General features: G+C 47.2%; 9 protein-coding genes. 4 read left to right on the top strand and 5 right to left on the bottom strand.

The window, feature by feature from the left end; all coding sequences use genetic code 11:
* Window positions 1-25 precede the first annotated feature (25 nt).
* On the bottom strand, window positions 26-3,430 hold the full coding sequence (locus tag HY774_08100; protein ID MBI4748438.1) for a CHAT domain-containing protein: 3,405 nt from the start codon (window positions 3,428-3,430) through the stop codon (window positions 26-28).
* A 240-nt stretch (window positions 3,431-3,670) separates the two neighbouring features.
* Between HY774_08100 and HY774_08105 the strand changes: the two genes are divergently transcribed.
* The gene (locus tag HY774_08105) at window positions 3,671-4,219 is read left to right on the top strand and encodes a hypothetical protein (GenBank protein MBI4748439.1); all 549 of its coding nucleotides are present in this window, start codon (window positions 3,671-3,673) and stop codon (window positions 4,217-4,219) included.
* Window positions 4,220-4,630: 411 nt separating this feature from the next.
* Here the strand turns inward: HY774_08105 and HY774_08110 are convergent, their stop codons facing one another.
* The 3 genes from HY774_08110 to HY774_08120 all read right to left on the bottom strand — a co-directional run bounded on the left by HY774_08110 (window position 4,631) and on the right by HY774_08120 (window position 11,241).
* Window positions 4,631-5,416, bottom strand: a complete 786-nt coding sequence (locus tag HY774_08110; GenBank protein ID MBI4748440.1) for a hypothetical protein — start codon at window positions 5,414-5,416, stop codon at window positions 4,631-4,633.
* A gap of 304 nt (window positions 5,417-5,720) precedes the next feature.
* Window positions 5,721-6,329, bottom strand: a complete 609-nt coding sequence (locus HY774_08115) for a hypothetical protein (GenBank protein MBI4748441.1) — start codon at window positions 6,327-6,329, stop codon at window positions 5,721-5,723.
* Between the two features lie 379 nt (window positions 6,330-6,708).
* Window positions 6,709-11,241: a choice-of-anchor D domain-containing protein gene (locus HY774_08120; GenBank protein ID MBI4748442.1), complete on the bottom strand. Its 4,533-nt coding sequence runs from the start codon at window positions 11,239-11,241 to the stop codon at window positions 6,709-6,711.
* A 195-nt stretch (window positions 11,242-11,436) separates the two neighbouring features.
* On the opposite strand from HY774_08120, the gene HY774_08125 reads away from it, so the two are divergent.
* Window positions 11,437-13,350, top strand: coding sequence for a hypothetical protein (locus HY774_08125; GenBank protein MBI4748443.1), 1,914 nt, complete (start codon window positions 11,437-11,439; stop codon window positions 13,348-13,350).
* A 132-nt stretch (window positions 13,351-13,482) separates the two neighbouring features.
* On the opposite strand, the gene HY774_08130 is transcribed toward HY774_08125, so the two are convergent.
* The gene (locus HY774_08130; GenBank protein MBI4748444.1) at window positions 13,483-16,842 is read right to left on the bottom strand and encodes a CHAT domain-containing protein; all 3,360 of its coding nucleotides are present in this window, start codon (window positions 16,840-16,842) and stop codon (window positions 13,483-13,485) included.
* Window positions 16,843-17,004: 162 nt separating this feature from the next.
* On the opposite strand from HY774_08130, the gene HY774_08135 reads away from it, so the two are divergent.
* Entirely contained in the window at window positions 17,005-17,241 is a 237-nt protein-coding gene (locus HY774_08135) for a hypothetical protein (protein ID MBI4748445.1), read from the top strand.
* A gap of 173 nt (window positions 17,242-17,414) precedes the next feature.
* Window positions 17,415-17,951 (top strand): hypothetical protein, encoded by a 537-nt coding sequence (locus HY774_08140; protein MBI4748446.1) that lies wholly within the window; start codon window positions 17,415-17,417, stop codon window positions 17,949-17,951.
* The last annotated feature ends 33 nt before the right edge of the window (window positions 17,952-17,984 follow it).

The following is a 17,984-nucleotide window of genomic DNA, read 5'->3' on the forward strand; positions in this document are numbered from 1 at the left end:
ATCCTGGCGCTTATGGCCCCATCCCCTATTCTTTCCCAGCCAGACTTGACCATTCGCCGGAGACCACAAAACTGGCCCAGTAATACGGATGCCGAAACCGCTGGCTCTTGAGCATTTCAAGCTGAACCTGACGAAGTGCTTCGGCCCGGCCTTCACCGGCTTTGAGTCGGGTGTAATAATCCACCATCAGTTTTCGGGTTCCCAGATCCGACACTGGCCACAGACTCAGCACCTGCGTTTCACTCCCAGCCAGCACCATCGCCCGGCGCAGACCATACACCCCTTCACCGGTTCGGACTTCGCCAACGCCGGTGTTGCAGGCCGAGAGCACCACCAGTTTGGTCCCGCGCAAATCCAGTTGGGCGGCTTCAAGGGCAGTGAGCGTGCCATCATCGGCGCCGCTTTCGCCACGGTTGGCACCGGCCAGAAAAATTCCTGATTGGAAAAAGGTTTGATCACTGGCGGGACCGGATCCCTTGAGTTGAATGTCACGCTGTTCTTCGCCGGCAACTGGATCAACTGATCCCACCACCTCAGCAGGTTTATCCAGAAAATACCCATGCGTGGCGATATGCAGGACCTGCGGCCCTTTCACCTGTTTGAGTGCCTGTTCGGTTGCTTCAGCACGGACTTTTAATCGGGCATCGGGAAATACTTTAGCCACCTCGATGCCTTCCTGAGCCGTTTCAAACAAGCGTTTAAGCTGAACCAGTTGGATACCGGCAATTTGGGGCCCGGTTCCGGCAGCGTAGTCCGGATCCGCCATTACCAGCGGCGGTTCCTGGCTGTGTGTCTTCACCTGTCGCCGCAACAAATCCCGACCGCTGGTTAAATAATGGATCGGCTGGTTTTCAATCAGAAACTTCCCATTTTCGTCCATCAACGCCCCAAACGGTACCAGGTTGAGTTCCCCTTCTGGAGCAAGAAACAGTGCGGTACCGGGCTTCACCGTTTTTAAAATTGGTTTGATGACTGCCTGGTGCAAACTCTGAGCCAGCACTCTGAGTTGCTGATCTGGCAAAACCACCGATCCACTGTTCGATTTCTTGATATTTCGGGATTCAGCCTTGATCAACCGGCTCCGAGTGCCAGGAGAAAGTTGGAGCAGCGCCCGAAATGCTTTCGTGATGGCATCAATCTTTTCGACTTCCTCCAGGTCAACCCATTTCGGATCACCTTTCGGTTCAATGATATAGGCCAGATACCGTGGAGGTCCATTCAGTGAGCTTTCGGCATTTTGCACAGGCTGGTACCTGGTAAATTCAACCAGTGCTGTGTTTTCAGGAATGGCGGCCTGTATATTTTGCAGCGTCACGGGTTGGGTTTGAACCCGATATTCGGCGCTCCGCCGGCTGACTTCAGCCTCAAGTTCATCAACCTCGGCTTCCAATCCTTGAACCAGCATCTGAAACCGCTCAGGTTTGGTATTTCCAGGCCCTTTCACCGTCAGGTTTGACAGCCGGGTTTGGGCTTCAATCAGTTTTTCAAATACGGCCTGATCTTGTGCCGTAGCCCGTGCCTGAATCAGCTTGAGTGTATCAGCCATTACATCCAGGGCTCTGCCTTTGCGTCTCAAGACTGAAGTCACTGCCGCGTTGATGGCAACCTGATTGTGCGGGGCAAACTGAGCGTGCAGGACAAGCAGATGATTGGCACCCCATCTGGTCCGATTCAGATATAATACCTTCTGCCGCTCGGAACCAAGACTGATGTTTTTGAGAAAATCTTGTTCGACCACTTCATTACTTTTCATTTCAAAGGCCAGCGCCTGCTCAATCTTGCCACCCATCTGGTAAATATGTGACAGGTTACTGAAATACATTCCTGGTTCGGCAAATCGAACATTTGTATGTTTCTCCTGGATCGAAATAACTCGTAGCATGGCCGCTTCAGCTTCCCTGTATTTCCGCTGGGTCTGGTTGAGTTGTGCCAGTAAAGAGAGCGGAACCATCAATCGCGGGTGGGTGGGCCCAAATGCTTTTTCCATCAATGGCAGCACTTTCGTCAACGTGGCCTCAGCCTGGGATAGCTGACTGGTTTTGAGTTGGAACCCGGCCAGCCCGACCAGTCCGAACAAAGAATAGGGATGTGTTGGTCCCAGGACGCTCTCGGCGTTGGCGCTTGCCTTTCGGTAATACAAACCGGCTGCCTCATATTCGCCAGAGCGAAGAAGCATTTCCCCCACATTGATATGGAACAAAATGGTTTGGGGGTGTTTCTCACCAAAAGCTTTCTCCAGGATCGAAACGGCTTCTGTCTGGTAGCGAATGGCCTGTTTGAGATCTGACCGCAACGAATACATATCAGCCAAATTATTGAGAATAAACGCAATACTTGGATGGCCCGGCGCCAGATATTTCTTGCGGATGGCAATGCTCCGGGCATAGAACGGCTCGGCTTTCAGGAAATCGCCTTGCTGATGGAACAACAGCCCCAGGTTGTTCAATACTGGCGCACAGTTCAAACTGTCAGCCCCGTTTGCTTTTTCAAAGCCTGCCAGCGCTTTGAGGTACATGGCCTCTGCTTGTTGAACATTGCCTTTATGATCATTGACCAGGGCGACATTGTTATAGGTGGTCGCCCGAGTGGCTTCGGGAATCTGCGGATGGTGGTCAAGGATGTCCAATGCCCGTAATAAATAGGTTTCAGCCTTCGCATAATTCCCGGCTCCATCGGCCAGCAATCCCAAAAGATTTAAAGTCAGGACCAGATCTTCATGGGTTGGGCCAAGCGTCTTTTCAAAAATGGCTAAGGCTTTGAGCACAGCGGCTTCAGCTTCTTTGGGTTTGCCCATGATGCGGTGAAGGTTTCCAAGCTCCTGGTAGGCCAGAGCAATTAACTGATGATCAGGGGGTAAGGCAGCCTCGCCACGTTTGATGGCAGTTTCAGCCGTTTTCAGCGCATCCGGGATCCGATTGGAGGCAGAGAGCACCTGGATTTGACTTAATGACTGGTTGAGTTCGGCTTCAACCCGATCCGTGGCCGTTGCCGCCCGGAGCGTTTTCACCGTCAACTCAATCTGACCGGGAACAACATTTGGATCAGGTGATTCGACTTCGATCTGGTACGTGTCTGCCGTATCGCTCACAAACCAGAGTTCTTCTAATCCCTTGGTGCCATTTGGACTGTCAACTTCGATCAGTACTTTGCCATCAGGAGTTTTCAAGCGAACCACGACGTCAATTCCCTGCTGGTCAACCGTCAAATTCAGATACTGATTGGCTTGCAGTCGAAGGTAAAAAACTTTCTTTTCACCACCTGTGAACTCGGCTTTGACCACGCTTCCCTGGGTCAAATCAGTGGATGCGGCAACATTAGAAGTTTGGGAATCTCCCTGTGCAACGGGAAAATCCATCGAGGTGGCTATCAACCATGCCGTCAGTACAACACCACCTGTCAACGCGAGGGGACGAAACAGATGCTTCTTCATAAGATTTTGTGAACTGATGAACCAAAGAAATCGCGGGCAGGAAATCGTGACCTGTGCAGTATGCCGGAATGGAGAATGAAGATTCAATTGCTGAAATTAGCCTGTTGCTCCTGGTAAGCCATTGATTTCTTTGGAACATCTCCCAGGTAATCGGAGTCTAAATTCTCATCACGGAAGGGTGAGATTCCCATCTCTTTTCATAACAACCAGTTACATTATTCATAGTTCATTCCATGATGTATGAAACTCACTATTCTCTCTGAATCCCATCCAAAACGTTGCGAAGTCTGCCATCAAAGCGACTGTTTTGACCCGGCGGCTAATATTTGTGACCGATGCACCCCGGTTGAAATGCCGTTGAAGAATATTGTCACTTCAGTTTCAGTTCCTGTACCCCAGTTTTGCCTGCTTTCTGACATGACCCCGGATGAGATCGAAGACCTGCCCACAGTTGCACAAGTATCCGCTGTATTGTCATTTCTGCATCTGCTTCTTTTTTATTTGAACTATTGCCTGATGGTATTGCCAATAACTTACAAACAATACCTGTTCCGGTCCTGGCTCTTTGGAGGCTTTGAATTTGCCCTGTTTTTGAGTTTTTTTGGCGCCTGGATTCTGGGCCTGATTTGTTTTCGGACAGCCTGGGACCTATACCCAAATTACAAAGAGTATCGAATTTTTTTCTTTGCTGGGTTGGTCTGCTTTTGGCCAACCATTCACCTGGTAATCATCTTTGTCGAGGGCGGCGTTGGGCTTTTGGGTTCAGATGACTTTGAATGCTTTTGTTGAATCTTATGCCCCTCAACTACACAAATTTCGGCCACATAAGAGGCATTGCACCTGATACCACCCAAATGAACTGATATTCGTTGAATTGAAAGAGAAAGGTGCTCAGATTGCAATCAGGAAGCCAGGGAGGTGGTCAGGGCATAAGTGCCAGGATAAGGAAACAGAGCCCGATCTGGACATGGGGACACAGGGACACGGGGACACGGAGAGAAAAACATTCTCCCGCTCCCAACGTCGGGAGGATGATCTCCTTGTCTCCTTGTTTCCCCAGCTCCTTGTCTCAAACAGGCTCACATTTCCTTATCCTGGCGCATATGGGGGAACGGCTCAACCAATGTTTTCCCGGCGGAGTATCTGAAAGTCACCCTTCGGATTGAAGGCACATCGCTTTCTCATAAACCTCCTGCGTGCCTATTCTGTAAAGCTAAATGTGTAGATTTTACCCAATGTGGAGGACGATGCTGCCGAGGAAAAGGCGCCTGGTGGGAGAAACCCGTATTCTCCAGGGGCAAGAGCCGTGAGGTTCACCGTAAAGGTGCGGGTGGCGACCTTCTTTCCTTCAAATGGAACTAAATCGCGGGTGGCACCGCCTTTGATGTGAAATACACCTCCAGTCACGGTCCGGAATTCCCGGTATTCTTTATTTTCCCGGAGCTTGAGCAGTTGATATTCGGTGATGGCCACACCTTCTGGAGCATAAATCAGGAATTCAAGTGGAGTTCCGACCCGATTTCGGCTTTTATTACCGGAAAGATTGCCGTTGATATCTCCTTTGACAATCCCAGCCGTCGCCAAATTTTTGAGTACACCTCCAGTTTTCCAGTTGACAATTTCGGGTTGGATTTCAACCCACTCATTCTCCTTTTTAATATACAAACCAACTTCCATTGGATACTTATTCGAAGCACCACTCCCTTCAGACCCACCAGGTTTGCTCGGAGCCGGGGCAACTCCTTTATTGACCATGGCGTTGAGTATTTTTTCTGAAACACCTTGTTCTTTCAGACTGAGAATGTCATCCGGAGTCACCCGGTAATTTCCTGCTTGAGTGTTTATCATGTTGATGATGAGTTCTTCACCAAACTCACCTTTGACCAGTTTCACAATGGCCTCATTGGTCAACGCTTCCTGAGCAAAAACCAGGGTTGAAAACACCATGAGCCAGATAGTTACAATACAAAAAAGTACCTTTTTCATAAGCTGAATCCTCGGTTGGTTGAAGCAATTTGACCTCACCAGATCATTCGGATCTGGAGACAGTTCTCTGGAATCTTCGGGGCAATCAAACCAGATTTGTTTCAGTGGTCAGAATCATACTTTCAGAATGCCAGGCTGACCGTATCAGACTTCTGAGAAACCTTGTCGAAGGGTAAGGTTCATGAGAGTTGTTGCAACGAGAGATAACATAATTCATTGATTCCAAATGGTTGCTGTTACAAAGACAAGCTGATAAGGTGGGGAGAGAAAACTCAAAATCTCATCTCAAAATGACCATTCTGAATTAAGGTTTGAGCTCTACATTTAAGAAATGGCAGTTCACCGTACTCTGATCACCTTCAATTTCGCCTTCAATAAGATGAAATCGCCTCATCGAGTCTTCTATTCTTTCGAAAGTGAGTGTGAAGTTAAGTGTTTCTTGCGGTCTGATGGTACTCCATTGTGGTCGTATCCCAACTCCATCAATATTGAGCAACTGAAATTTCTGCGAGTTATCGACTTTGATTAGATAGAATGCTTCTTTGTGCCCTGGTGGATAAACTCCAAAAAATTGCGGCTGCCTGTTCGTGTTTTCACATTTCAGGGTGATGATGGTTTCATTATCTTTGACTGCAACTTTAGTTATATTTATGTCCTTACAGGTATCACAAGTTTTATTGATCTTGTATTCCCTGTTTACTTTTGCCTCATTTACCTTATCGGTACTATTATTGTTTAGCTTGCCAGAACAGCCTGCCAAAACAATAGCTAGAATCCAGAGAAGAAGCTGACTTCCAAGCTTATCATCTTTCATAGTTCCTCTTGATGTTACGCAGGTGAGTTGCTCACCTGCTAGGTTTTGTAGGTGCAGAAAGTCGTCTTCCCCCACAAAGAAAAGTTCGGTCGGGGTCATCGCAATGAGTTCTCCGGTGAAGAAAATTGAGGAATATCTGGATTGGGTCGGGTTTCAACATAATAGGTTTGCAGATCCTGTTGTCCGGTGATGTACCAGGACCCGTTGATTTTTGGTAGTGTTCTGATTGTGTTGAAAACGTCTTTTCCAATTTGTCAGTGTTGACTGCAAGCGGTTGATTGTATTGCTATTCAGAAGAGTTACCCAACTGCGGCTTTTTAAATTTCAACGGTTTTAGAACACTACTCAAACTTGCAAATCAAGCTAAAAGCCAAAAGCTGCGGATTGTGCTTCACTTGTCTGTTGACAGGCAAGATTTATCCCAGGTTCTGGGAGGCCACTTCGCGGGCTTTTCAATTTCGTCAGGGCAAAGAATTTTTTATTTTCTTTCTTGAGAGAAGAAGAAATCTGGATTTCCTGTTGAAGGTTTTTGCAAGGATGGTAACCCTTCGATTTGAAGAAGTTCTTTTTGTGCCGGTTTTATCCCTTTTTTTACTTTCAGATCAGGAAATTCAACAATTCCCACTGGTTTGATTACCGTATCAACAAATTCATTTTCTAAAGAAGATACAGTTTTTATTTCAAACTGGTTGCTCAGCAATGGCTTTTGTGTATATCCATTCGATAATGTCAGGGTATATGGGCCGGTTTGTCCACTTGTATAGGAAGTTGCCTGAATACGGTAAGTTCCACTGTACGGAAGGGTATAGGAAATCCTTGAGTTTGTCCCTCCCCCTGAATCGTCATCTTGAGCAAGAAGATAAAAGTTCGGATCGATCAAGAAAAGATACGCGTCAAAAACCGAGGAAGATAACGTGATTGTCACCTGTGTTCCAGCCGAAGCGTAAAATCGGTATTCATCGACATACCTGCCTGGTTCATCTATGTAGTAGCAACTTGTATCCAAACCCCGATTGACTGTTTGCCCAATAGCAATGGTGAAACCATTGTCCCCACAACCATCTTCTCCAGTACTTCCGGCGCTTTGCGATACCGTAAAAGTCCGTGCAGCAATCGTCAGTATTCCGGTTCGAGCGCTTCCGCTGTTGCTGCTGACCTGATACGTAACGGATCCGTTCCCTAAACCACTGAACCCGGAAGTGACCGTGATCCAATTGACATTGGCGGATGCCGTCCAACTGCAGTTTGTACCAGCAGAAACAGTTACCGAGCCAGTTTCATTTCCTGAACCGTGTGACCGACTGGCAGGCGAAATCGAATATGAACACTCACCTCCACCTCCACTTGTCAACGTCAATGTATACTGTCCGGTCGCATATTCGTTGAGTGATGTTGCATCAATGTTGAATGTCCCGCTGTACGGCAACGTGTAGGTAATTTGTGAATTCGTCGTCCCATTGGCATCATCATTGGATTGCAACGTGTTCCGACTTCCATCCAGCAGATACAGATAAGTATCAAAGGCTGATGAAGACATCGTGATTGTCACCGTTTGACCGCCTGAACCGGAAAATCGATATGTATCAATATTTTGATGCGTATTGGTGTAAACACAGTCGGAATTCAAGGTTGTGGTTACGGTCTGTTCGATGGAAATTGTCACAGGAACTTCACATCCGTTTTCGCCGGATGCCCCTGCCAATTGCGATAATGTAAATGTCCTCCCCGCAATGATCAGTGTTCCGGTACGACTACTGCTTGAATTATTGCTGACCGAATACGCCACGCTTCCATTTCCTGAACCGCTGAATCCGGACGTGATGGTGATCCAACTCACATTGCTTGATGCCGACCAACTGCATCCAGCACCGGTTGTTACTGAAAGGGTGCCAGTGCCGCCGCCTGCTCCAATGCTGGAACTTGTCGGTGAGATTGAGTAATTGCACCCTCCACCCCCACCTGAATTCGTCAAACTTAAAGTGTAATTTCCAAGTTGATTGGCACTATAAGAAGTTGCATAAATCACAAATGTGCCGGTTGACGACAACGTGTAGATGATGCGCGCTCCACCCTCGCCTGCACTATCGTCGTCTTGTGCCAAAACCATTCCATTTACAGCGGGCAGCAAATATAAGTAAGCATCAAACGCACTCGAAGTAAGTGTGATAGTTATCTGTTGACCGACAGAACCACTAAAACTGTAGATATCAAGATACTGTGTAGTTCCGGAAAACACACAGTCAGTAGGGCTGAGTACCCCGTTCACAGTTTGCGACATATTCAGCGGGATTGGAGGGCATCCGCCGCCTTGAGATGAAACTCCCGTTCCAGACACTGGAATTTGCAGAGGTTGTGGTTGATTGGTTGCATTGTGGGTAATGGCCAATGTTTGATTGAACGTGCCTGCAATGGTTGGCAGAAATCGAATGGAAATAGGGAAGCTGCCACCTGGACCAATGGCAAACGTGGTATTGCAACAAACCTGGAATGGCGCTGAAAGGTTGCTGACAGTCCCGTTGAGATTTCCGGATGAAGTCGATGGATTGCTGATCGTAAGCGTGATTGTCTGTGCATCCCCAATGGAAACATTTGAGAAAACAACAGGGTTCGGGCTGACGGAGATTCCAACTGTCAAAGCTTGTCCGGTGCCGCTTATGGGAACATTTGTTGAACCGCCTGGCGCATTATGTGTCACAACTAAATTCCCACTAAAGTTTGCTGAAGAGGTTGGAGTAAAAGTTATGTTCACTGGCAGCGATTGCCCCGGCCCCAAGGTGTGTATACCGCTGTTGAGTCCGACTGCAAAGGGAGGTGAAAGCGTGCCGACAGTTACTGTCAACGTTCCAGTTGATGAAAGTGGATTTGTAATAAGAATTGATTCAGTTGGTGTGTTCCCTACTGGCACAGTGCCAAAATTGACCGATGTTCGATTGAATTCAATCCCGACTCCGCCGTTGCTGTTTCCATTTTGCTGCACAGTAAAAATCTGTCCAGCAATGGTTAATGTTCCAGTTCGGGCACTACTTGAATTACCACTGACCGAATACGTCACACTTCCATTTCCTGAGCCACTGAACCCAGATGTTACGGTCATCCAACCGACATTGCTTGATGCCGTCCAGTTGCACCCAGTTCCGGCGGTCACCGAAATACTTCCGGTTCCACCGCCTGATCCAATACTGGAATTCGTCGGGGATAGAGAGTAATTGCATCCTCCACCGCTTCCTGAAGTGGAAATGCTCAACGTATATGAACCAGTGGTGGCTGAATTATACGATGTTGCCTGGATCGTATATGTTCCGGTCAACGTCAGCCCCACTGTTATCCGCGAATTCAAGGTTTCATTGCTATCGTCATTGTAGGCAACTTCTGTCGCATTTGGTCCATTGAGAATGAGAAACGTGTCCCAACCTGCATTGAGCGAAATCGTCACTTGCTGTCCACTCACTCCATTGAATGAATATTGATCATAATAACTTCCAGGCGCACGACCGCTGCTGAATGAACAATCACTTGAACTTAACGAACCTGGGATCGTCGTCGGCACGGTCAACGGAGTCACCAAACAACCACCGTTACCAGTTCCTGTATTGATTTGAAAATAAAACTCTGAAGTTAAATTTCCCCAACCAGCAGTATTCCTTGACCTCATATCCCATCGATAACGCCTCCCGTCAACCAAAGCAAAACTACTCGGTAAAGAAAATATTGATCCACTGATTGGCCCCCAGTTAACTTCCGAATCAAATACTAAAGGTCCGAGTGACCCATCTGAGTTTAGCTGGCGAATGTAAAGACCATAGTTTTGTGCACTCGGTACAGGTTGCCATTGAAATGTTGGGGTTGTAGTAGAAATAACCGGTCCAGGGGAGGAAGAAGTACCAGGAGAACTTAAAACCGGTGCAGAGGGGAGAGTAGCAGGTTGGATCGCTTCTAAGTCAAGCTTGATCTTATCAAATAAAATATTGTCTCCCTTACCAGCAACTATTTCACTATGGTTATACTCTGAGAAAAACCGCCAAACAACTCTCGGTTCACCATTTTGAGTATGAAATAATGCACTGCTAATAGGGACAATACCATCACTTTGTAAATTGAATACTCCACTCAAAATACTATTTCCCAAACAGTACTTATTGGTACAACAAGAAACACATGAAGGAGTTGGAAAACTGCCTGCATAAGCTATGATTTTATTGTCAAATGTGGAGTCGCTATTCAATTCGGTTGCAAGCCAGTCATTACGCTCATTTGGATAAATAGAATAATTCAGTAATCCATCATAGTTATCCCAATAAAGATTCGATCTGTTTAACTGATAATACTTTGGCCCAATTGGACTGTAGTAAGAGTTGTCAAATAAATTCAAAATATTTCCCCAAGAAAACCCAGCTTTTTGATCTCGTGCCTCCCCATTTGACATTGGTGACCCATGATGAGGTGTTCCTAACGTAATAAGTTTGAGTACCCGTTCCCCACCTCGTTTACCACCAAAAATCCCTTGCTGCTGCCAATGTTGCTGTATAAACGATCTAGCGACTAGCCCTCCCATGCTATGACCAATAATTACAATTGATTTATTACTAAAATTTGGATCCCGGGAATTCTGAATATCCAATACATCTCTCAATTTTCCCCCAAGATCAAAAATACTTACATCATTGCTGTAGTACTCAAACTTGTACAGTTTATATTTGCTTTTCAACGATGGACTAAGAAGGTTGAAATACGACCTAAAATTATCCCAACAAGTATAATCAGGCGGAGATGGAACACTTTCAGGATTTATTCCATGGATCAAAATTAAGGGGATTTTTTCATTTAATGGATCATTTGGATCCACTTCACTCAAGCAATCTAAGTATCCGGAAGCTGTAAAAACACATGGTAATTGTTGTGTTTTGGTAGCTGATTGTAGGTTTGGCGAAGTTCCCCAAATCATTCCTCCAAACATCCCAATTACAAGCAACATTCTCAATAATGCATTCCTGTTTGTTTTCAGCAGTGGCATATAATCTCCTCTTTCCAACTCTCGAATCTATTTTGAACACGCATCTCACCCATTTTCGATTTGTAGGTGATTTCGGGGCGAGAGCATCATAGGACGCTTTCTTCCAGTTCAGCGTATCAGAGTTCCAGGAATGAACGTGCATTTCACAAAAATTGGAGTACCTTGGGAGACATCCTGCCCTTCGGAGAACATCCCATGTTACGGTCACTGCAAATTGAATTCTTTCGTCGCGGGTTGGATCTGGCTTACTGGATCTTGCCGCATCCAGAACTTGCCTGGGAAGTGGCGTCCCAGGCGTGGGAAACCTACGACACCCTCAATCAAACTCAGATCTATCGTTCTGACAAAGCCAATTTTCTACAATCCCTGCTCAACCGCAGACCCCGGCATTACAAAATGAACCTCCAACCGGGGCAACTCTACCAGTTGAGCATTTTGGTCAAAGCCGAATCGGTTGAACAGGAACGGGAAAAAACAGATCGTGACCTGACCCCTGCCGATGTTACGGTTCATTACCTCAAGACAGTGATTCTCCTGACCTTACTCCATAACCCTTTTCACGTAGCCATTGGAATTGGGGAATTTGTCTTCGATTTCGGCAGTTCAATCAATCTGCTGAAGTTATATGACCTGGTTCATCCTTCCGATTGCAAAACCAAACAGGAAGATCATTGCCGATTGAAAAAACAAAAGCTGTTCAAGGCGCTTCACCAGCGATTTGAGTCACTGGTGACGGTTTGTTCAGGTGAACGAGGAAAGCTCTTTTTCACGCGGGTCAAATCAACACCGCCGTTCGTCGAACTGGTTCGGCAATCACTTCGGTACTTTGCTCCGTGGGATGCCCGGTGTCAGTATTGCCATGGATCGCTGAAACTCGAGTTCCTTGATGACCCTGGGTATTGTCATATTTTGATCAATCCGGATTGCTTTATGAAACTTACTCATTTGAACCACTTTGGCTCGCCGTGGGATCGGCTTTCGATTCCGGATTTCAAACTTGCCAGCAACCACGACCAGTCACCACCTTCTTCCCCTCCACACAGGGAACCGCCCCCGAGTTGGGATGAAGCCAGGTTGAACCAGATTCTGAATGACCTTGAACACAAAAAAGATCGGCGAAAACAACTCCACCCCGTTGCAGCGTCGGTGGTGGTGGATGGGGTTGTGGTGAGAACCCTCAATTTAAATGAATTTTCAACCGTTCGGTTTGCCGTCCCTGAATTTTCACGGTTGCTTGAAATCCGAGATACTGAAACCAACCTGCTCCTGGTGTCTCAGTTCTTTGCCCGGTGGAGCCTTTCACCCAAACCGTCTGTGATTCTCCTTGGGACTGGAACCCGACTTGAACTCATGACGACCCTGGTTGAGGATGCAGAAACTGAAGAAGGTCGGTTTGAAATTGAGGTTCGACATCTTCCAGGCTGGAAATGGGAATGGAGTCACTGGTTGGATCAATTTCGATATCCTGGCTGGAATCCACTTGTACTGACAACCAGTTTGGGAGCCCTATGTGTGCTTCTGACGCTCGGCTGGATCTGGCTGGCTCAAGTCAAGCGTCCAGAGCCGGTTGCCCACCACATTCCGTCACAGCCTACAAGCCCGCTCCCTCCGGAACCACCTGTGACGCCACCGCCATCAAAGAATACGACTTCTGAAAAAGACCCCTCCAGGAATTCACCCAAACCTGTCACCTCACCCAGAAACACGCGGGAAAAACACCCTTCCCCTGAGGATTTCACCACCCGGTCATCAGGTCTGGAAGATCAGGACATAGACCTGAGTACATTTCAATCGGTCTACCTTAGTGTCGCAGGAACCTCTTTTGATCAAACAATTCAATCCAGGCTGATGAAATATTTGAATCAAAGCCCGTATGTGCTTCTGGTTCCAGAAAGTAACAAGGCTGATACCAGATATGAAGTTACAATCCGTTCATCCAAAAACAACCTGGTTATCAGCGCCCGATTGGTCAACGTTCAGGGGAAGATACTGTGGCGAGGGGAACAATCCTTGACTCAACCTGTTTCTGAAGAAATGGTTCTTGCCGCTTCTCAAAACCTGGCGGGAACTTTTGTGACTCAGGTTGAAAGGATGAAAAATCTGAGATAAGTACTTCACCAAAGATTCCAAGACATTTTAACCACGAAAAATACGAAAAACACGAAAAGAATCAAACACTTACCAAATTTAATATCTCAGGAAACTTATGACAGAGTACTTACCAGTTTGGAGTCAATCGCATTATTGATACTCCCCCTGTAACACAAACGCCGCCCAAAAATATGGAGCTTTCCAGCGTTGTTGCTTCATCATGGAAAGCTGGGCGGCACGCAAGGCGGCACCCGGTTTGAGATGATGATTCCCAAACATTTCACGATAAAAGTGTTTCATCAGTTCAGCAGTAGCTTTGTCGTTTACTTCCCATAAACTGGCTACCACTCTCGGGGTGCCTGCATACATAAACCCACGAGTTAACCCGATTAACCCTTCACCCTTGACCGATTTTCCCAAAGCCGTTTGGCAGGCACTGAGGACCACCAGGTCAGAAGGAAGCTTCATCTTGTAAATGTCGTGAAGTCGCAAAAACCCATCTTGCGGTTGTCCATTCCGGTCCACAAGCGACAGGACGATACCGGACAACTCCGGGTGAACCGTATTGACCAGGCTGTGGGTTGAGAAATGCACAATCCGGTACTGTTTCAGCTCGGAACTGAGCGCTGTGGCCCGACTGGCTTCAAAATCCAGCACCTGTTTTCCATCAAAGCCGGCAATAGCCGCCATAATCGAGGCCGATTCCTGCCGGGAGGCAACCACTCGGGGGATTTTCAGCGGATCATCTCCTAATCTTACATCTCGAATTGACTGTTCAAGGACAGAACCTGGCTGGCTGGTTGTCCTTTCAGGCTGAGTTCGGTCACTCTGACGATTTTTGTGGGTATGAGTTGGCTGAACACGAGAATCAGTAACTTCGAAAACCGGGTCCGCCAGCACACACACTGCTTTGGGAGCAGATTTCCGACCAGACACCTCCTGCCGAATAGCATACAGGGTTGAAAGGGATGGAAGCATAACGATCTCATGCTCAATGAGAATCGGCAGATAGACCGGATTACTCTTTGCCGGTTGCTTGTTCTCCCTGGATTTGGTTTGGTGGTTGGGCGTGGTTGTAGTTTGGTTGGAAAGGAAAAGAGGGGAATTCCCTGAGTTTTCCTTGCTTGAGATGGGTTGTGGTACCGGCAAAGCGGCAAAGGGCACGTATTGCAAAGCACCTTCCGTCACGATCAGTAATCGCTTGTCTTTCACCTGAGAATAAACCGGTCCCAACAAAATCCGACTCAGTTGGGAAGCAACTTGAATAAACTGGGTATCGGCCTTTGATATTGAGGGAGCTGATTTTTTTTGATTCGGTTGATTTCTCAATGTTAAAAGCTCGCAAACCTGCTGGGATAAGGCTTCGATGGTTGCCTGGTCTGGTAGTTCATAGCCAGTAACTGTGGTTGGGGTCACGAGCCAGAGATAACTCCGCTTTTGGCCAAGAGCATATTCCAAAAGCACGGTTTCCCTATCCAGCACCGATTGCATCTCTGAAAGACCTGGAATCCGGTTTTGGGTCAAGGCTGCATATCGTGGATGGCTGGCTCTGATTTGGGCCTGCACTTGCCTCAGATTCTCGATGAAGGCTTGAATCTCTTTTTTCAGTTCAGCCAGTTGTTCTGGTTTATGGTGCTTGCTGACCAGTTGCGCCTGGAAGGCAAACTTACTGGTCAACTGGGTTTCAAGCTCCTGTTCTTTGGCAATCAGTTGCGGATCGCCTCCGCTGCGCAGATCCACCTGGGATTCTTTCAGTAAATCAAAGAGACTTCGGGCTCTGGCCTGTTCAGCCCGTTGGAAGGCTTGGGCCGCATACCCTCTTTCAGGGTGAAGCGCCTGGAGGTGCATCAGTACATCTATTGACAGTTCATAATAGTCTCTTGTATTTGCCAGATGCATGGCGCGTAACGTGGGTTCGGCAATGCTGGATCGAACCGACTCGCTGAGTTCAAGTGTCTCTTCAAGGAACTGTTGAGCTTGACTCAGGTTTCCACGTTCAAGCTCCAGACGAGACAACCAGTATACAGTTTCGGCAATACCGCGAGATTCCCCAATCTGTCGGCGAAGGTGGAGCGCCTGGGTCAAGGTTTGATGTGCAGCCTCCGGTTGCTGAAGCAAGACACAGGTTTGACCAAGATGGTGCAAGGCGGTGGCCTCACTAAACAGGTTGTTGATGGCGTGAAACTGTTCGACCGCCCGCTGGAAGGCACCTTGAGCCTGGGTGAAATGCCCCAATCCCAGATAAGCAAGACCCTGATACAGTTTTACTCGTGGTTCGCCTCTTGGATCAGCCGACTTTTCCCAAATCGGGAGTGACCGTTCCAACAAGGCCAACGCCTTTTCAAAATAAGCAGGGTTTCCAGTGAGCTTCCCCAGGCCAAGATAGGCTTTGGCCATATTAGTCAACGGGAAACGTTCTCCTTCGCGTTCGATCCCTTCACGATACTTGTCCAATGACCGTTCGCCATACCGTAATGATTGTTGATAATCCCCAAGCGCGAAATACACCTGCCCGATTTGATTCAAGGCCCAGCCTTCACCAGCTACTTCGTCGGTTTCCCCCCACAGAGAGTGGGCATGAAACAGACAATCGAGGGCTTTTTGATAGATTCCCTGATAGAGGTAAACCTCTCCCATGGAAGTCAGGACCTCAGCTTCTCTCCAACTCAGGTAGGAATCGCCTCGATTTAATGCCTGGGCTTGTGAAAATTTTTCCAACGCTTCGGTATACTTTCCCAGTGTGGAACAGGTATCACCCCAAAGATACAGAATGCGCTGGTGGAGATTTTCATTATTCCCAGCCGCTAACCAGGCTTTCTCAAAGTAGTCAAGGGTTTTTCCATATTCCCCATTGAAACCGTACATTCCAGCAATTCTCAATAAGGTTTCCGTCTCCCCATACCGATCATCTATCAAACACAACGTTGCCAGGGCTTCCTGTTTTTGGGCAATAGCTTCATGCCATTTCCCTTCGACCGAGAACAACCGTTCGGCGTCCTGAGACAAAAACTCAGCCATGGAGAAATTTTTAAACCAGGATATTTCCTCTGGGGTTGCACCCCGCATTTCCGGCAGTTTTAGTTCATAGCTATCCGAATTCGACGATTTCCGACGGTTCCCAGACAGAAGCACTTGATGGATCCCTGGTGTCTCGGTGACAAAAACGGCGGTTTCTTCACCATTTATGGTTCGGTTCATGATCAGGATGCGTTTGCCTTCCGGGGTAAAGAGCGTGATTTGGGCATCGACTCCCTTCTGGTCAACGACCACCTTGACAAACTGCCCGGCCAGACAATCCATTCCGTACACCTGTGGTTTGCCTCCTGTGAGAATACCGGTTACAGGCATTCCAGGGGTAAGCATATGGATTGGCAATTCATCGTGTTGTTGAAAGGAAACTGGTTGGCTGGAACCTATTATCGTGAGAGGGAAAACCAGGAGTATTCCAAACAGTACCAGGGGCAAAATCGCCGGCGTTAACACCTTCCGAAGCAAGTATGTGATGCTCATAACACTGCCTCCAAAAGAGCTGGGTCAGTCTGTATAAAAAACATACTGCTGATCCGGATAATTTGCAATAATGAAAAATAATACTATTCAGGGTTCAGGAATGTTGGTGTAATGTAGGGATTTGACCATTTCTCTTGTCCACCATCCGTCAACTACGGAAAAATGCTGACAAAGCTGCAGCAAGTTGCAGCACTCCAAAGAAATATTTATCTGAGTAGGAAGAATGTTGATTTGCTGGTGCTGGATAATGCCCTGCAGCGGTTGGAGACGTTTGATCCACGGCAGGTTCAGCTTGTAGAACTCCAGTACTTTGCGGGGCTAAAAACTGATGAAACCGCTGAGGTTCTTGGAATTTCCCTGGCTACTGTAGGGAGAGAATGGAGTATGGCCAAAGCCTGATTATATCGTGAATTATCTTCCGGGAACTAAAAAACTCTCAGGTTTTTTCTCACTAACAAATTCACCATTAAGAAAATGTGCGGAACCAGTTTTCTCTATCTGGGGTCTATCAACTATCACCATTTTTTGAGTTGAACACCAGGCAAACGTTTTTTCTCCCCAATGAGTCCCTGATGCACCTGATTATTCTCTCTGAATCCCACCCCAAACGTTGTGAAGTCTGCCATCAAAGCGACCGTTTTGACCCGGAGACAAATTCCTGCCAGCGATGCGTCGGCTCCAGCTTTTCGCTTACCCTATCTGAAACAAAACCTGTTCTATGGGTTCCACAGTTCCACCTGCTTGCGAACATTCGCCATGAAGACCTCACTGGCTTTTCAGGTATCCAAAAATGGACGGTGTTGTCTTCACTACCCCATATTGTTCTGTTCTATTTTGTCCATTTTTATCTGCATTCGCATTACAGCCTGTTTGAGATGTGGATCACAGAGTTGTTCTTTATGGGACTGCTGGCCAGTTTTCCCATAAGCTGGTTTATTGGAATAACCTCGTTTCGACTTGCCAATGCGCTTTTCCCAGAGAACACAGTATACTGCCTGCTTTTCCTCGGCACTTGTTTGCATTTCTTCCCAACGGTTTGTCTGATCTACATTTACTTTGCTGGTGGGAGAGGACTTTTTGGATATCCTGGTTACTGTGCAACGAGTTGAATCTGGTTATTGGGACGTTCACCCATAGGATTT

This window comes from Acidobacteriota bacterium, from assembly GCA_016208495.1.
Classification (GTDB): domain Bacteria; phylum Acidobacteriota; class Blastocatellia; order Chloracidobacteriales; family Chloracidobacteriaceae; genus JACQXX01.